13 protein-coding genes and 4 pseudogenes are annotated in these 14,696 nt (G+C 34.6%); 9 read left to right on the top strand and 8 right to left on the bottom strand.

Annotated elements, in window-relative coordinates; all coding sequences use genetic code 11:
- Position 1: 1 nt before the first annotated feature.
- The 3 genes from O1Q06_RS04410 (at position 2) to O1Q06_RS04420 (ending at position 1,553) form a co-directional block, all read left to right on the top strand.
- Positions 2 to 997 carry an NAD(P)H-dependent flavin oxidoreductase gene (locus O1Q06_RS04410; protein WP_410543112.1) on the top strand — a complete coding sequence of 332 codons (996 nt, stop codon included), beginning with the start codon at positions 2 to 4 and terminating at the stop codon, positions 995 to 997.
- 159 nt (positions 998 to 1,156) lie between these two features.
- The gene (locus O1Q06_RS04415; protein WP_410542201.1) at positions 1,157 to 1,324 is read left to right on the top strand and encodes a hypothetical protein; all 168 of its coding nucleotides are present in this window, start codon (positions 1,157 to 1,159) and stop codon (positions 1,322 to 1,324) included.
- 49 nt (positions 1,325 to 1,373) lie between these two features.
- On the top strand, positions 1,374 to 1,553 hold the full coding sequence (locus tag O1Q06_RS04420) for a hypothetical protein (RefSeq protein ID WP_410542202.1): 180 nt from the start codon (positions 1,374 to 1,376) through the stop codon (positions 1,551 to 1,553).
- Here the strand turns inward: O1Q06_RS04420 and O1Q06_RS04425 are convergent.
- Positions 1,550 to 2,551, bottom strand: a pseudogene (locus O1Q06_RS04425) (IS630-like element ISWpi10 family transposase). The gene O1Q06_RS04420 and the pseudogene O1Q06_RS04425 sit on opposite strands and share 4 nt — an antisense overlap.
- A gap of 46 nt (positions 2,552 to 2,597) precedes the next feature.
- Between O1Q06_RS04425 and O1Q06_RS04430 the strand changes: the two are divergent.
- Entirely contained in the window at positions 2,598 to 3,236 is a 639-nt protein-coding gene (locus O1Q06_RS04430) for a hypothetical protein (RefSeq protein ID WP_410542203.1), read from the top strand.
- A gap of 120 nt (positions 3,237 to 3,356) precedes the next feature.
- Here the strand turns inward: O1Q06_RS04430 and O1Q06_RS04435 are convergent, their stop codons facing one another.
- Complete coding sequence (locus O1Q06_RS04435) at positions 3,357 to 3,524, bottom strand: hypothetical protein (RefSeq protein WP_410542204.1); 168 nt, start codon at positions 3,522 to 3,524, stop codon at positions 3,357 to 3,359.
- A 147-nt stretch (positions 3,525 to 3,671) separates the two neighbouring features.
- Between O1Q06_RS04435 and O1Q06_RS04440 the strand changes: the two genes are divergently transcribed.
- The 3 genes from O1Q06_RS04440 to O1Q06_RS04450 are packed head-to-tail and all read left to right on the top strand — an operon-like array spanning position 3,672 to position 9,291.
- Positions 3,672 to 4,037, top strand: a complete 366-nt coding sequence (locus O1Q06_RS04440) for a hypothetical protein (RefSeq protein ID WP_410542205.1) — start codon at positions 3,672 to 3,674, stop codon at positions 4,035 to 4,037.
- Positions 4,038 to 4,091: 54 nt separating this feature from the next.
- Positions 4,092 to 6,446, top strand: coding sequence for a type VI secretion protein (locus O1Q06_RS04445; RefSeq protein ID WP_410542206.1), 2,355 nt, complete (start codon positions 4,092 to 4,094; stop codon positions 6,444 to 6,446).
- The gene (locus tag O1Q06_RS04450) at positions 6,427 to 9,291 is read left to right on the top strand and encodes a hypothetical protein (protein WP_410542207.1); all 2,865 of its coding nucleotides are present in this window, start codon (positions 6,427 to 6,429) and stop codon (positions 9,289 to 9,291) included. Before O1Q06_RS04445 ends, O1Q06_RS04450 begins: the two co-directional genes overlap by 20 nt.
- A gap of 255 nt (positions 9,292 to 9,546) precedes the next feature.
- Here the strand turns inward: O1Q06_RS04450 and O1Q06_RS04455 are convergent.
- A pseudogene (locus O1Q06_RS04455) lies at positions 9,547 to 9,702 on the bottom strand (transposase); the annotation flags it as partial.
- 103 nt (positions 9,703 to 9,805) lie between these two features.
- On the opposite strand from O1Q06_RS04455, the pseudogene O1Q06_RS04460 reads away from it, so the two are divergent.
- Both O1Q06_RS04460 and O1Q06_RS04465 read left to right on the top strand, forming a co-directional pair.
- A pseudogene (locus tag O1Q06_RS04460) lies at positions 9,806 to 10,109 on the top strand (IS982 family transposase); the annotation flags it as partial.
- Positions 10,110 to 10,181: 72 nt separating this feature from the next.
- Positions 10,182 to 11,184, top strand: a protein-coding gene (locus tag O1Q06_RS04465) for an IS630-like element ISWpi10 family transposase (protein ID WP_410542208.1) whose coding sequence is annotated in 2 segments (ribosomal slippage) — positions 10,182 to 10,691 and positions 10,693 to 11,184 — 1,002 coding nt in all. Because the reading frame shifts where the segments join, the coding sequence is not laid out codon by codon here.
- Positions 11,185 to 11,244: 60 nt separating this feature from the next.
- Here O1Q06_RS04465 and O1Q06_RS04470 read toward each other — a convergent pair.
- From O1Q06_RS04470 to O1Q06_RS04490, 5 genes and pseudogenes are all read right to left on the bottom strand, one after another.
- Positions 11,245 to 12,113 (bottom strand): annotated as a pseudogene (locus O1Q06_RS04470) (IS982 family transposase).
- A 57-nt stretch (positions 12,114 to 12,170) separates the two neighbouring features.
- Positions 12,171 to 12,548, bottom strand: coding sequence for an ankyrin repeat domain-containing protein (locus tag O1Q06_RS04475; protein WP_410542209.1), 378 nt, complete (start codon positions 12,546 to 12,548; stop codon positions 12,171 to 12,173).
- Complete coding sequence (locus O1Q06_RS04480; protein WP_410542210.1) at positions 12,539 to 13,096, bottom strand: ankyrin repeat domain-containing protein; 558 nt, start codon at positions 13,094 to 13,096, stop codon at positions 12,539 to 12,541. Before O1Q06_RS04480 ends, O1Q06_RS04475 begins: the two co-directional genes overlap by 10 nt.
- 90 nt (positions 13,097 to 13,186) lie before the next feature.
- On the bottom strand, positions 13,187 to 13,966 hold the full coding sequence (locus tag O1Q06_RS04485; protein WP_007302062.1) for an SDR family oxidoreductase: 780 nt from the start codon (positions 13,964 to 13,966) through the stop codon (positions 13,187 to 13,189).
- Between the two features lie 5 nt (positions 13,967 to 13,971).
- Positions 13,972 to 14,616 carry an alpha/beta hydrolase gene (locus O1Q06_RS04490; protein WP_410542211.1) on the bottom strand — a complete coding sequence of 215 codons (645 nt, stop codon included), beginning with the start codon at positions 14,614 to 14,616 and terminating at the stop codon, positions 13,972 to 13,974.
- Positions 14,617 to 14,696: the final 80 nt, after the last annotated feature.

Raw genomic sequence — 14,696 nt, forward strand, 5'->3', positions numbered from 1 at the left:
TATGTTAAATAGCCTCTGGAAAAAAGGAACGAATTTTCTTGGTAGTGAATTTGCCATAATGGGTGGTGCTATGAGCTGGGTTTCAGAGAGAAATTTAGTTTCAGCAATCTCAAATGCCGGTGGTTTTGGTGTAATTGCATGTGGTGCAATGTTTCCAGACTTACTGAAAAAAGAAATCATAGAGACACAGAAATTAACTAACAAACCATTTGGTGTAAATCTAATTACTATGCACCCAAAGTTGAGTGGGTTGATAGATGTGTGCATTGAAACGAAAGTAAGCCATATAGTGCTTGCCGGTGGACTACCAACGAAGCCTAATATAGAAAAAATCAAGAGTGCGGGCATTGAAGTTATGTGTTTTGCACCAGCATTAAGCCTCGCGAAAAGGTTAGTAAACATGGGGGTAGATGCGTTAATAATAGAAGGTATGGAAGCAGGAGGACATATCGGTCCTGTTAGCACTTCTGTTCTCGCACAAGAGATATTACCTCATTTTAAAAATGAGAAAACACCGGTGTTTGTTGCAGGTGGAATAGGAAGAGGCGAAATGATAGTGAGCTACCTAGAAATGGGAGCAAGTGGCTGTCAAATAGGTACATTATTTGTCTGCACGAATGAGTCAATCGCTCACAAAAATTTTAAAGAAGTATTCATCAAATCAGCTGCGCGTAATGCTGTATCTTCTGTGCAGATTAGTGCTGATTTCCCTGTAATTCCAGTAAGGGCTATAGTTAACAAAGCAAGTGACGATTTTATGGAGCATCAAAGAGACATTATTGATAAATATCAAAATGGAGAAATCTCAAAAGAAAATGGGCAGCTTGAAATAGAAAAGTTCTGGGCTGGAGCCTTAAGAAGGGCAGTAATTGATGGAGATGTTGAAACAGGATCTTTAATGGCCGGTCAAAGTGTTGGCATGGTTGATAGAGAAAAGCCTGTAAAAGAAGTGATAGATATGTTAGTTCAACAGGCAAGCAATTATGTTGAAATGTAAAATCAGTAATCAGCAAAGAAAATAGTTAGCAAATTGCTATAATTATACGTAATAAGGCATAACTGCCCAGTTTTAATGTAAAATTAACGCTAAAGAGGTATTCATACATTTTATTTGTATGAGAGGAATGTTATGCTTGATTAATCATATGAGGAAAGAGTGCTATTTGATAGCGCAGTAGGAAACAATACTTGCTCATCTAATAGCGATCCTATCAGAAGTTCACAAATCTCAGATAAGAGAAAGGAGAAAACAGAGAATTATTCAGCATCAAAAACGAAAGAGTTGTACGAAATTATACACAAAAAGGTCACAAAAAAAATATAATCATGAAAATCTAAAAAAGGGAGATGGAACTATCACAAAATGCATAGGGTTGTTCAACAAAGGAGCTGATCCTAACGTATTAATTCAATTAGAAAAATTACTGAGAGAGCAAGAAAAATATCAAAAATACTATAATTATTACACCGAGAAATTTCTTCCAGCATTGGAAAAAGAAGTAATGGGATCAGAGGTCGGACTTCCAGTATTTAATACCAAATTCCATTACTAATCGAACAAATAAGAAACATTACAAACTCGTTTAATAGTAGCACTGGAAATACTGACAATAAAACTACACAGAACATCTTCAAGTAAGCCTATGGTATCGTAGACTCTGTTGCGTAAAGTATTGTGTTTGATATATTGCCACAACCTCTCAACAGGATTCAGTTCTGGTGAATAAGGAGGCAAGTATATAATGGTAATGTTTTTCTGAATTTTCAAACTTTTTGATCTATGCCAGCCTGCACAATCCATTACAAGAAAGGCTTTTTTCGTGCCTAAATCTTTCGACATCTGCTCCAGAAATATATTCATACAATCAGTGTTTACATATGGAGCAAGTAGGCTAATTTTCTTACCACTTCTTGGATTTACCGCACTGTAGATATAGAAATTTTGTCTACCAATTTTCATTTAACCTGCGTTCTGACCCCTTTTTTAAACCATCCGTGTCCGATTTTTGAATGAGTTCCAAATCGTGATTCATCAAAAAAATACCTCCTTTTCAGGGTGGGAATTGACTATTTTATTGAAGTATTTTTTAAACTCTTCTTGCTTGTTTTTATCTTGTTTATGGTGAATTGGCCTCGGTGTTATATAAGAAAACTTCATCCTTTGTATCTCACGATGCACTGTTGATTTGCTAATGTTTAGGCCAAATTCCTCTGAGATTTTTATTTGCACTTCCTTAATAGTAATATTTGGATTTCTTTCTACCCATATTTCAATTTGCTCACGTTGATTTTTGTTTAATTTGCTTTTTCTTCGCCGCTGAGAAGGGGAAAATAATTTTTCTACTCTACCAAATTTTAGATGCTTTATCCATTCAGTCAAAGCAGTCCTTGAAATTTTACATATTCTTGCCACAGCGCTTATACTACTTTCTTTTCCTGCTATCACCGCTTGTAACTTTTTTGAAACATATGCGTTATTTCTGACCTTTTTTAACATTTCTTTCGCCAAATTTACAACTTTTTCGTCTAACAGTTTTGACCTTAATGCCATTATACCTCTCTATTTTATCTACTCTAGTATCACTTCTTTCCCATTATTGTCTATCTGTTCTTTACATAGTGGGAATTGGTATAAGAATGAAATAGAACAATCACAAGGATCACCAACAAGAAGAGGAAAAATATTAGGAATAATTTCAAGGATTATTAATAAAAGTAGTGACAAAAATCATTCTAGTAGCGTTATTCAAAATCAAAAAGATAGACAAGGTAATGCTATGGAACTATTTAACAAACAAAGTCTTTCTGGTGAAGTTGAAATTCCCAAAAATTCAGGTATTAATCTTCTGGAAAAGGATTCTGTAGGCAAGGGTGTCGGTGGAACAGGAATCTCTGGAACATATAATACCTTGAGAAGTTCAGGTTATTATGGTGATTTAACAACTCCTACATCAGAACAATCGCAATTGAATGGTTTATCTAGTCAATCTGACCTTTCGATTGATTGTAAAGATTTAAAGAATGACTTAGATAGTGGAATAAATTCATCTAGCTTGGCATCAAGTAGCAGAAGGAACAGCTTAACTTCAGTAACAAGCATTTCATCTGAGGAAAGTGTACACTTAAAATTAAACCCTGCTGAGAAAGATAATAGTTTGCAACTAGAAGATGAAGGAAAAACAAAATTAGCATATCCGAACAAAACAAGGCCCAAGCGGAAGAAGATCCCCTTCTAAACATTATAAGAAGACTGAAGAAGGGCCTCATTGTGTGATCTCAGTGACAGGCAGTAAGGTAAAAGATACAATGCAATCCAATAATTATTAAAATAATAGTAAAATCAAAAACAAAAATCTTCACGTCGCACTTGTAACAAGTTCTGCTCTCTTAGCAAGAGGGTGCATTGTTGCAGGAGCAATGACATCAGGATTAGTAGGAGCAGGACTGTTTGTGGTGTCTGCAGTGTTTGCTACAGCTGCTGCTGAATTGTGTTCAAATATTCTGTCAAGTAAATTGATATCCATTAGTGTGAGTCCTCTTGTTGATAATAAAGGGCTAACACAGTGATAAAAGTTAAATATGAGTTACTTATGGTGAGCAAGTGAATTCGGTTCTTGCCTATTGATGTAAAAATTGTTACAGTTAAGGAGTATCTTAAAGGTATTTAGCTGATGCGTATTCAATTGGGTAGAGTTTTTGCTATTGTAGCCCTGTTAAGTTTTATCTTCATGTCATGTTCTAGCAAAGCAAGTGATGAATTGAAAAATATACCAGGAACGTTGAAAGAACTTATTTCTTCATTTTCAGTTAAAGATACTATGGAAAATATGAATCCTTCGACAATTATAGGGTTATGTATAGCTACAGTGATACTTGCAGTAGTGTTCAGAGGTCTAATTTTCTTCATGATACTGCTTGGTGTACTGATCATGATGTTTGGAAGTACAGAAAAAGTAACAGATTACTTGAAAGAAAAATTCAATTTTGCAAAAGATATAAAATTACAGCCCAACAGCGAAAAAAAAGATAAAAATTAAGATAGTATTTTTATGTTTTTTAATTATCTTTTTATTGAATACACATAATGTTGTATGCAACCAAAAGTACCGGCCACTAGCTCTAATTCTGCAAAAAAGAACAATTTAGCGTTACTAGAAAGTATTAATTTAGATTTTATCCCTTATGCTTGCCACTACGATGAAGAAACTATACTAACAAAACAGGGGGAATTGTTAAAAATAATCAAGTTAGAAGACTATTCTTCAGTTGATAACTATGGTGATCTTAGAACTGAAATTAGAAAAAGTATATCAAAAAATATCCAGAGTTTATATTTTACAGTTTGGATTCACACTGTCCGTAAGCGCAATAAACTGAGCTTACAGTGGAATAAAACTGCAGACTTTTCCGATCAGCTACACTCAACGTGGTTTAATAAACTAGTTGATAGTAAACTACAGTATATAAATGAGTTATACATTGTGGTGTTACTTAGTGATTTTGGCAAACATATTAATAATGCATTTTTTTTTGGCAGGATAAAGAATAGGCACAAGTTATTTTTACAAAAAAATCATCAAGAATTACAAAAAATAACTGACCTGATTCAAAAAGATTTAGAACCTTTTGGAGCTAAAAAACTGGGCCTTAGGTCTAGTGAAGGCAAAATATATTCTCAAATGATGGAATTTCTCCATTACATTATTACATTAACACACAAAGATTATCCAATATGTGAAAGGGATCTATCGCAGCATGTTAAAAATTTAAAAGTAGCTTTTGGTTTCAATAAATTTCAAACATCGTTTGAAGGTCAACAGAAGTTTGGTTCTATTTTTTGCATAAAGGAATATCGAGAAATCCCCTTAGAAAATATAGATAGGTGTTTGCAACTTGATTCTGAACTTATCATCACAGAAATAATAATATTTACTAGTAATAATAAAGCAGTAAAAGAATTCAAAAAACAAATTAATATACTGCAAATCAGTGAGGACAATACCTTACTTCAAAACTCAGGAATAAATGAAATAATAGAGCTTGAAAAAATTTCTGCTATGGATTTTTGTCAACAGAAAATTATTGTTACAATCTTTGCAGATGATAAGAATAGGTTAGCTAAAAATATCAGCGATTTATCCTCTGTAATGTCGTTAATCGGGTTGATGATGTTTAGAACTGATCTGCACATGGAAAATCATTTTTGGGCACAGCTTCCTGGAAACTTTGCTTTTGTTACACAACCAAAAAATATATTAGAAAAATATGCTTGCAGCTTTGCTATGTTGCATGATTTTACATCAGGTACGTTAAAAGGAGGAAGATGGAAAGAAGCAGTAACAGTTTTTTTTTCAAAAAAAGGCAGTCCTTACTTTTTTAACTTTCATGGAAAGAAAAATAATGGTCATACCACAATACTTGGAGCTCCAAATTCAGGTAGAACCTCACTGATCAATTTCTTACTTTCGGAATCAAGAAAATTTAACCCTAGGATTGTTATATTGGATAATACTGGAAAATCAATAATATTTACTAAAGCAGTAAGCGGCCAATATTACATAATTGATCCAAAATATAAAGATAAAAGTCTAAAATTTAACCCACTGAACATTGAAGATAGTGCTTCTAATCGTAATATGCTTGTTGAATTGATCAAAAGGATGGTTGCAGATGCAAGTTTGGTAGACGTAGAAGAAAAGACAAAAAAAATTGTAGATTCTATATTTGCTATACCAAAAGAATCGCGATCTATTTCTCAAATTTCTGAAGTGCTTTTACTTCTTGGAGGCAAAATAAGTAAATGGTGTGGTGAAGGTGAATTTGCTTACTTATTCCAAGATGGTGATGAGTCAGATATTGACTGGGGAACAAAAACTATATCCCTCAATACTGCAAATCTCACTAAGCAAAAAGAATGTATGTCCGTGATACTTTACTATTTCTTATACTCTTTCGAAGCAAAATGTGATGGCTCACCTGCAATACTTGTTTTGGATGAAGCATGGGAGATAAGTAATATTTTTCCTATAGAGGGAAAGTTTGACGACTGGATGCAAAGAATGACAAAGTTAAATGTTGTAGTAATTCTAAGTACTGAAAACCTAAACCTAGCATTTGCTAGCAAGTTTACTCAATATTTAGATAAGCATGTCGATACGAGAATCCTGATGCCGAACATAAATGCAAACAGGTTATACATGAAAGCATTTTCTCTGTCGAAAGAGGAACTGAATGTCATTTTGCAAACACCAACACAGGAAGGTTTATTTTTGATAAAGCAATACAAAGGTTTAGTAACTTTAAATCTAGATTTGAAGAATATGAAAGAAATACATGTACTTTCAGCTAATAAAGAGACTATAAAGTATATGTATGAAGCAATAAAGGAAAAAGGCGAAAAAGTGAGTAAGTGGTTACCGGCGTTCTATGAAAAATGTAAAGCTTAATTTTTTATTGATATTCTCCTTGATATTTTGTCCTTCTTATCAAGGATATGCTGATTGTTCAACATTTGTAAAAAGTAATACTGAAATTGAAGCTACAGGAAGTAAAGCAGGAAAAGGTATTGCGAATTTTTTTAAAGGCAAGTGGAGCGATTTAGATTTTGACGAAAAATTATTGCAATTTATTAAAGTTACAGCAGTAAATAATCAGGGACCAGAAGGTTACTTCGATCCAAAGATTAAGGTCTGCGATTACGAAGGGAACGACAACTGTTATATATTATCCAGTGGAACATTCTGCCGCCAGATATATGGAACGCAGAGTACAGGAGCTGGAGTTTCTGCAGCAGCTTTTATAGATTGGGAAGGAGATAAAACAAAAGCTGGAGGAGAAATTGCCCAAGGTCTTGGATGGGAATGGGCAGATGGTGTTACTGATGAAGAAAAAGTAAAATTTGCTAATGCCCCTAAAATATGCGCTTGTAGTCAAAAGGGGGCTTGTATGTCAGGAATTTCTTCATGGGGCTCTAGAGTATTTTCTGGGGAAAATATTTTTCGTCCTGGAGAGATGGAAAAAGCTTGTGATACATGCTATCAAACAAAAGTAAAGTGTGCCCCTGTGCAACTTGCACCTGGCCCACCTGCATTTTGTGAACAACTTGCGATGTCACCACCACAAGTTAGAATTGTCCCTATAACAAATGAAGAAAATGATTATTTCCATCCAAGAGTTGGAGTCATTATTGGTGAGCTGAAAGAAAGAAGAGAGCTACCTTTTCCACGCGTTATTTCAAGTAATAAAAACATTCAAAGTGCTACATACTCTATTCCAGATAAAGATACCCACCATCACTTTAAAACTTATAGAAAAAAAGGTCAGCTCTGCACTGAATATTATGGCACTGAGAGAGAAGAGTCCAAAAGAAAATTACAACTTCCTGCTCGCTGCTTCCCAGCGCCACCTGCTCCAAAGATTGAAGAAGTGAGCATACCAAAGCCTAATGAGGGTAAAGGCGAAAATACGCTAAAAGTAAAAATGAAGATGAGTGAGAACGTTTGTACTTATGACGCACGTGGAACTCACAGTAATGGCATCTGTACTTTTTATGTTAATAAAAATTCTCCTACATATGTTGGCCATCTACCTTTAAAAGTAGTAAAGCCAGCAATAGTGGCAAAAACAACTGATAGCAGTAACAGTAAAAGCGACATCGATAGCGTAATAGAAGGTATATTAAAAAATAATTCGCAATTTGAAGTTCTAGAAAAATATGGATATGTTCCCGATATTGAAACAGAATGTAAAGAGCTTCAGAATGGTAAGTGCAAACTAGATGGCTCAGGATATCCAAAAGTAGAAATAAAATATAAAGAAAATTCTAAAAGTAAAATGCTCTGCCTTTCTGGGTGGCAACCAGAACCAGAGGAGTTTGTTCTTAAAAAAGAAAGTAAGCTAATATCGCTAAAATCAATGGGGGCAAGATACAATAAATACAATACTGTTTATTCAAAGGAGTCTGATCAGCTTTATTATTTTCCCTGTAACGAAACAATTGAGGTTTTAGCAAAGCCACAAGATGCACTGAATGAAATAATATTTAATAAAAAAGGATATATTTCCATTCCTGCTGAAAATAAGTCTAGAGATAACTGCATGGCAAAAGAGGATAAAGAGGTAGATACAAAACAAAATTGTGACAAATGCAAAATAGTATATGAGTTAACAGATGGAAAGTATGAAGAAAAAAACTGTAATCACGGTGATGATGGTTGCCTCTGCTTTGATGGAGTATGTAGTCGCTCAACACAGTATGTAGATAAGAATGATAAACTATTTTACTTAAGATATGAAGAAGTGGATTGCAAGGATAAGGATGGTAAAACAGTAAAAAACGAGAAAGGTGAAATACAAAAGTGCACACAATTAAAAAATCAACCAATTAAAGCAAACAAAGCAGAAGTTTTTTATGCTGATAAATTGTGTAGGTTCGATTTAGAGGGTTTAAAAAAGAGATTGCGTGAAATAATAATAGCACAATTGAAACATAAGAAGCAGATGATTGAAAACAGGGATCAAAAACTTTATGAGCTTGGAGATGGCTATACAGATGATCTGTCAATGTATGATTACGTTGAAATAGAAGCATGGGGAGGTGGTGAAGCTGGTCATATAGCCGATAAAGCTCAGTCTACTGTAAGTAGACTAGGAATGCCAGGTGATTACATTAAAGCTAAACTGAGAGTCAATCCTAGTTATCCATATATTAAAGTAAAAGTAACAGAAGGAGGTGGTGGACAAGAAAATGATAAATCTAACAAGGATGGGGGACCTACTTTAATAAAAATGTGCAGAGACCTTTCAGAAACAATTTGTAAAGATTTAATTACTGTTGCAGGTGGAGGTACATACAGAACCTATGGGGGAAAGAATTACAAAGATACAATAATTCATGAGAAAAATTTAAAGCTAGAAGAAGAAGTTGTAAAAGGAGATAAGTTAGACTCTAGAGAGGATAATGAAATAGCATACATAAGGAATGGTAAGATTGAGTATGAAAATGTACCAGAATGTAGTAAAAGCTACACTAATATAATATATGGTGCTGGCGGCTGCATCAACGAAAGCAGCAAAAATTATAGCAAGGGCGCTCCTGGTTATGTGAAAATTAAACCTATATTTGAGGAAATTAATGAAAAAAGAGTAAAAAAAATAGATGATGCTATTGAAAAAATGATACAAAATCCAGATGACATCACAGGTATTGATGATTCCTTAATAAATAAACTTGATAAAAAGATTGTTGAGACAATTAAGAAAGAAATCGAAAACGAATTGTTAGGATCATAGTAAAAGGACCCTTGAGGGTTACAAATGGAGTAACAGTGAATTTACATCACTGAGAGTATCTATTCAGATTGCATGTGAAACAAGTGTTTCTTTTCTTGTATCTCAGTTCCCATAATGTCACCCCAGTGCTTGACACCCATTTCTTTCTAGTGCTTCCTTCCTTCTCATCACAGCTTCCATAATGTCATTCCAGTGCGTGACACTGGAATCCATGTAAATTTAACTGGACGCCAATGTCACAAACTATAGCATTTCTCATAATAGTCCGAACAGGTCATAGGAAGGCAGAATCAACAGCACGACGAAAGGATTCGAATAGAGGAATGTTTTCCTGGCTCTGTTTTTTATAGCAAACCAATAATGCTCAATTTTGTTGAAATCTGGAGAATATGGAGGCAGATACAAAATTTCTGCACCAACTCCTTTAAACGCTAATTCTGGATTAAAAAGAGAATAGAAAAGTCAGGAGAGTAGGGTAAACTCAACAAATAGAAAAAAATAGATGAGGTTACCCATGGAAGATATAACAAAACTGTTTTGTCTGGTCGATGATTTTTGCAGAGATATAGAGAAAAATTTTGCAGATAAACTACTGCCAAACGGTAAAAACCCACAAGAGTGCCAGAAATTACACATTCGGAAATTATCACAATAATCCTCCTGTATCAGCAATCTCCCTGTGAAAATTTTAAGGCTTTCTACCTGCATTACCTAACATTGCTCTACAAACAGAGTTTTCGAAGTTGCCTTCATACACTAGGTTTGTTGCTCTAAAGCCCAGGGTTTTGTGGCATTTAGCCATGCTATTATACCAATTCCCACTATGTAAAGAACAGATAGACAATAATGGGAAAGAAGTGATACTAGAGTAGATAAAATAGAGAGGTATAATGGCATTAAGGTCAAAACTGTTAGACGAAAAAGTTGTAAATTTGGCGAAAGAAATGTTAAAAAAGGTCAGAAATAACGCATATGTTTCAAAAAAGTTACAAGCGGTGATAGCAGGAAAAGAAAGTAGTATAAGCGCTGTGGCAAGAATATGTAAAATTTCAAGGACTGCTTTGACTGAATGGATAAAGCATCTAAAATTTGGTAGAGTAGAAAAATTATTTTCCCCTTCTCAGCGGCGAAGAAAAAGCAAATTAAACAAAAATCAACGTGAGCAAATTGAAATATGGGTAGAAAGAAATCCAAATATTACTATTAAGGAAGTGCAAATAAAAATCTCAGAGGAATTTGGCCTAAACATTAGCAAATCAACAGTGCATCGTGAGATACAAAGGATGAAGTTTTCTTATATAACACCGAGGCCAATTCACCATAAACAAGATAAAAACAAGCAAGAAGAGTTTAAAAAATACTTCAATAAAATAGTCAATTCCCACCCTGAAAAGGAGGTATTTTTTTGATGAATCACGATTTGGAACTCATTCAAAAATCGGACACGGATGGTTTAAAAAAGGGGTCAGAACGCAGGTTAAAATGAAAATTGGTAGACAAAATTTCTATATCTACAGTGCGGTAAATCCAAGAAGTGGTAAGAAAATTAGCCTACTTGCTCCATATGTAAACACTGATTGTATGAATATATTTCTGGAGCAGATGTCGAAAGATTTAGGCACGAAAAAAGCCTTTCTTGTAATGGATTGTGCAGGCTGGCATAGATCAAAAAGTTTGAAAATTCAGAAAAACATTACCATTATATACTTGCCTCCTTATTCACCAGAACTGAATCCTGTTGAGAGGTTGTGGCAATATATCAAACACAATACTTTACGCAACAGAGTCTACGATACCATAGGCTTACTTGAAGATGTTCTGTGTAGTTTTATTGTCAGTATTTCCAGTGCTACTATTAAACGAGTTTGTAATGTTTCTTATTTGTTCGATTAGTAATGGAATTTGGTATAACACGAAGAATCCTCCTTGTACATTTGGAACGCTAATTCTGGATTAAGGAAGGAAGAAAGTATAGGAAATGGAAGGCTTTTTGGATTTCAAGGAATAGGAAATGAGAGTAGAAAAGATGTGAACCAAGAAATTAACGGGAGATCTATGGCGAGTATGTTCAATTTCAAGTCTATTTTTGAGGTAGCCAAAAATCGTCTCAATGATCGACCTTTTTCTCAGCAAAATCTTTTCATGTAGTGAAATTAATGCGTTTTTCATCCCCTTTTTCACCTTGGTAACAAGTTTCAAACCGCGGTTAAACAACTCTTGGAAAAGCTCTTTTTTAATATAGCCTTTATCACCAAACAAAAGACCGGTTAATTTCTTAGTTAGGTTTGCTACAGGCTCTCTATCGTCAACATTACCTCTTGTAAGCGTAAAAGCTTGAATTTCACCTTTCTCGTTAATTATCAAATGTAGTTTAAAGCCGAAAAACCAGCCATATGTACTCTTGCTTAATTTTGCAATTCCAGCAAAAACCTTATTTCTTGATATTCTTTTTGCATGGCAAACTGCAATAGGAGTTGTATCTATGTATGAGATTCCAGTAAGTTCTGACCATCCGCAAAGGCACTGTAATAGCATGGCTAAATGCCACAAAACCCTGGGCTTTAGAGCAACAAACCTAGTGTATGAAGGCAACTTCGAAAACTCTGATTTGTAGAGCGATGTTAGGTAATGCAGGTAGAAAGCCTTAAAATTTTCACAGGGAGATTGCTGATACAGGAGGATTATTGTGATAATTTCCGAATGTGTAATTTCTGGCACTCTTGTGGGTTTTTACCGTTTGGCAGTAGTTTATCTGCAAAATTTTTCTCTATATCTCTGCAAAAATCATCGACCAGACAAAACAGTTTTGTTATATCTTCCATGGGTAACCTCATCTATTTTTTTCTATTTGTTGAGTTTACCCTACTCTCCTGACTTTTCTATTCTCTTTTTAATCCAGAATTAGCGTTTGGAGGATTATCATGCCAGCTAATTTTTCTTACGTATTCAGCAGCTTGTAAGGAAGTATCTCCTGAAAGGTTTTTAATATTAGGATCAGCACCTTTTTCTAGCAGTAATCTTGCCATTTTTTCATTACCTTTCATAGCTGCTATATGTAGAGGTGTATTGCCAAGCTGATTGCCAATATTGACATCCACCCCTTCTACACTAAGTAATAATTGAGCTACCTCGTCATGGCCATTATCAATAGCTACACACAAAGGATTCATACTGGTATCACAGCCATTGACTTTAGCACCATTATCAAGAAGCAACTTAACTACTGCTGCATGCCCATTCTGAGCAGCTAGATACAAGGGTGTGACATTATTTTTTTATCTACTATGTTAACATCAGCATTTTTTATGCTAATTAATAGTTCAACTATTTCAGTATGTCCGTTCTGAGAGGCTAAGTACAGAGCTGTTATACCAAATTCATTGTCTTTAGCATCAATCTCAATTTCTTGAGTATTAAGTAACACCTTTACAACTTCTACAAGTCCATTTTGAGCAGCAATATGTAAAGGTGTCTTACCATCAGTACAGTCTTTTATATTGGGATCAGCTCCCGCTTTAATTAACTCCTCTACTACAGCTTTGCTTTTAGCTACAACAGCAAAGTGTAAAACTGTACTGCCTTTAGTAGTTCTTGCATGAATATTAGCTTCTTTACTGATTAGTAACTTTACTACGTCTAAATGTCCTGAATAAACAGCAAAATGCAAGGCTGTAAATCCTTTTTTATCCTTGATATTGATATCAGTTTTTACATTAAGTAATAACCTAACTTCATTTATGTTACCATTATAAGCGGCTTGATGTAATAGAATATTTTCAACCGGGAGCGATTGAGTGCTGAACATATTTACCTCTATATAATAGTATGCCTAGTGGTATTACATCGAAACAAGGAACATTCAAGAAAAATTTTTGCATCTGGCAATCTATTTTCTCTATTCTAATATATACAAACTCTTTAAACCCACCTTGTAATCAGGATAAACTAGAGAGACACCAAGATCTTTTTTAATTTTAGTATTGCTTACTTTTTTTGACCCTAAATAAAAACCCCGTGCGTAATTTGGTACGGAAGAAATCTCAACTGGCTCTGGAGGGCTAATATTGAGAAGCTCGGCTGCATACGTGACCACTTCAGATTGCGTAGCAGGTAAATCATCTGCACAATTGTATATCTCATAAGGCTTTATATTTTGCATGGAAGAAAATAAAATATTCGATATATCTTCAACATGAACACGAGAAAAAATTTTTTTCACATTTCTTGCTTTGCCAAGCTGCAGGTCAATTAGCGCATTTCTACCAGGACCATATATCCCAGCCAAACGAAAAATATGTACAGGCAATTTGCTACTTAGCCACTTCTTTTCAGACTCAAGGCGCTTTTCTCCTCTAATTTCTATAGGCTTTGTTTCAGATTCCTCATTCACCCAATTACCACAGTGGTCACCATAAACATTAGTTGCAGACAGATAACCAAGCCATTTAATATTCTCCAGACAATGACCGTATCTCTCCATAACATCATCGCCGTCTGGAGGAATAGAAACTAAAACATGCGTTACGCTTTTAAGCAGATCTTGATCAACCTTTTCATAATCAAAAAGTTGTATATCTTTATTTCTTGATGTACCGTTAACTTTCCAGCCTAAATTTAGCAATTTTTTCGATAGAAATTTAGCTACATATCCGTAACCAAAGCAAAACAAGTGCATGGAAATTAATTTCCAAAATTCTTCTTGATAAACTCAACCCCTAACCTTATTCCTTCTTCATTAATAATATGGCCTAATCCATGAATTGGGTATCCTTGAGCGTTTACTCCATTTTCTTTCAGAGCTTTAACCGCTAAATCAAGGGAAGAAAAAGGTACCACATCATCAGCGTCACCATGAATAACACATATGCTGGGTTTTGATTTGATCTCCGGTGCAATTTTTGAAGGTGAAAGAAACCTACCAGAATATGCAACAACCGATGCACAAGACTGAAGCCGGGTAAGAGCTACATGCATTGCAAGCATTGCCCCTTGAGAAAATCCAACTAAAGAAAGCTGAGTATCTTTTAAATTAAGCTCCTTTAATTTTGTACCAATAAAATGATTTACAATTGATTCAGCATTTTTCACCCCATTATATAGTGCTTCCTCACTACGATCCTCTAAACTAAACCACTGATAACCATCACCTATTTCTCTTTCAAATGGAGCATTGGGAACTACTAAATATGAATCAGGCAAAAACTTGCTCATAACTTTAGCAAGATGCACGAAATTATCGCCACTTGAGCCCCAACCATGAAAAAAAATAATCAAATTTTTCTTATTTCCATTTGGGCAAATTTCTTGGCTTTGTAGTTCAATCATCTCTTCATCCCTTTATGTTTATATTTAACTCTATGGTAATACTAAATTTGAGGAACAAGACCTCACTACTGCTATAGGTC

This window comes from Wolbachia endosymbiont of Tetranychus urticae, assembly GCF_046529255.1.
Lineage (GTDB): Bacteria > Pseudomonadota > Alphaproteobacteria > Rickettsiales > Anaplasmataceae > Wolbachia.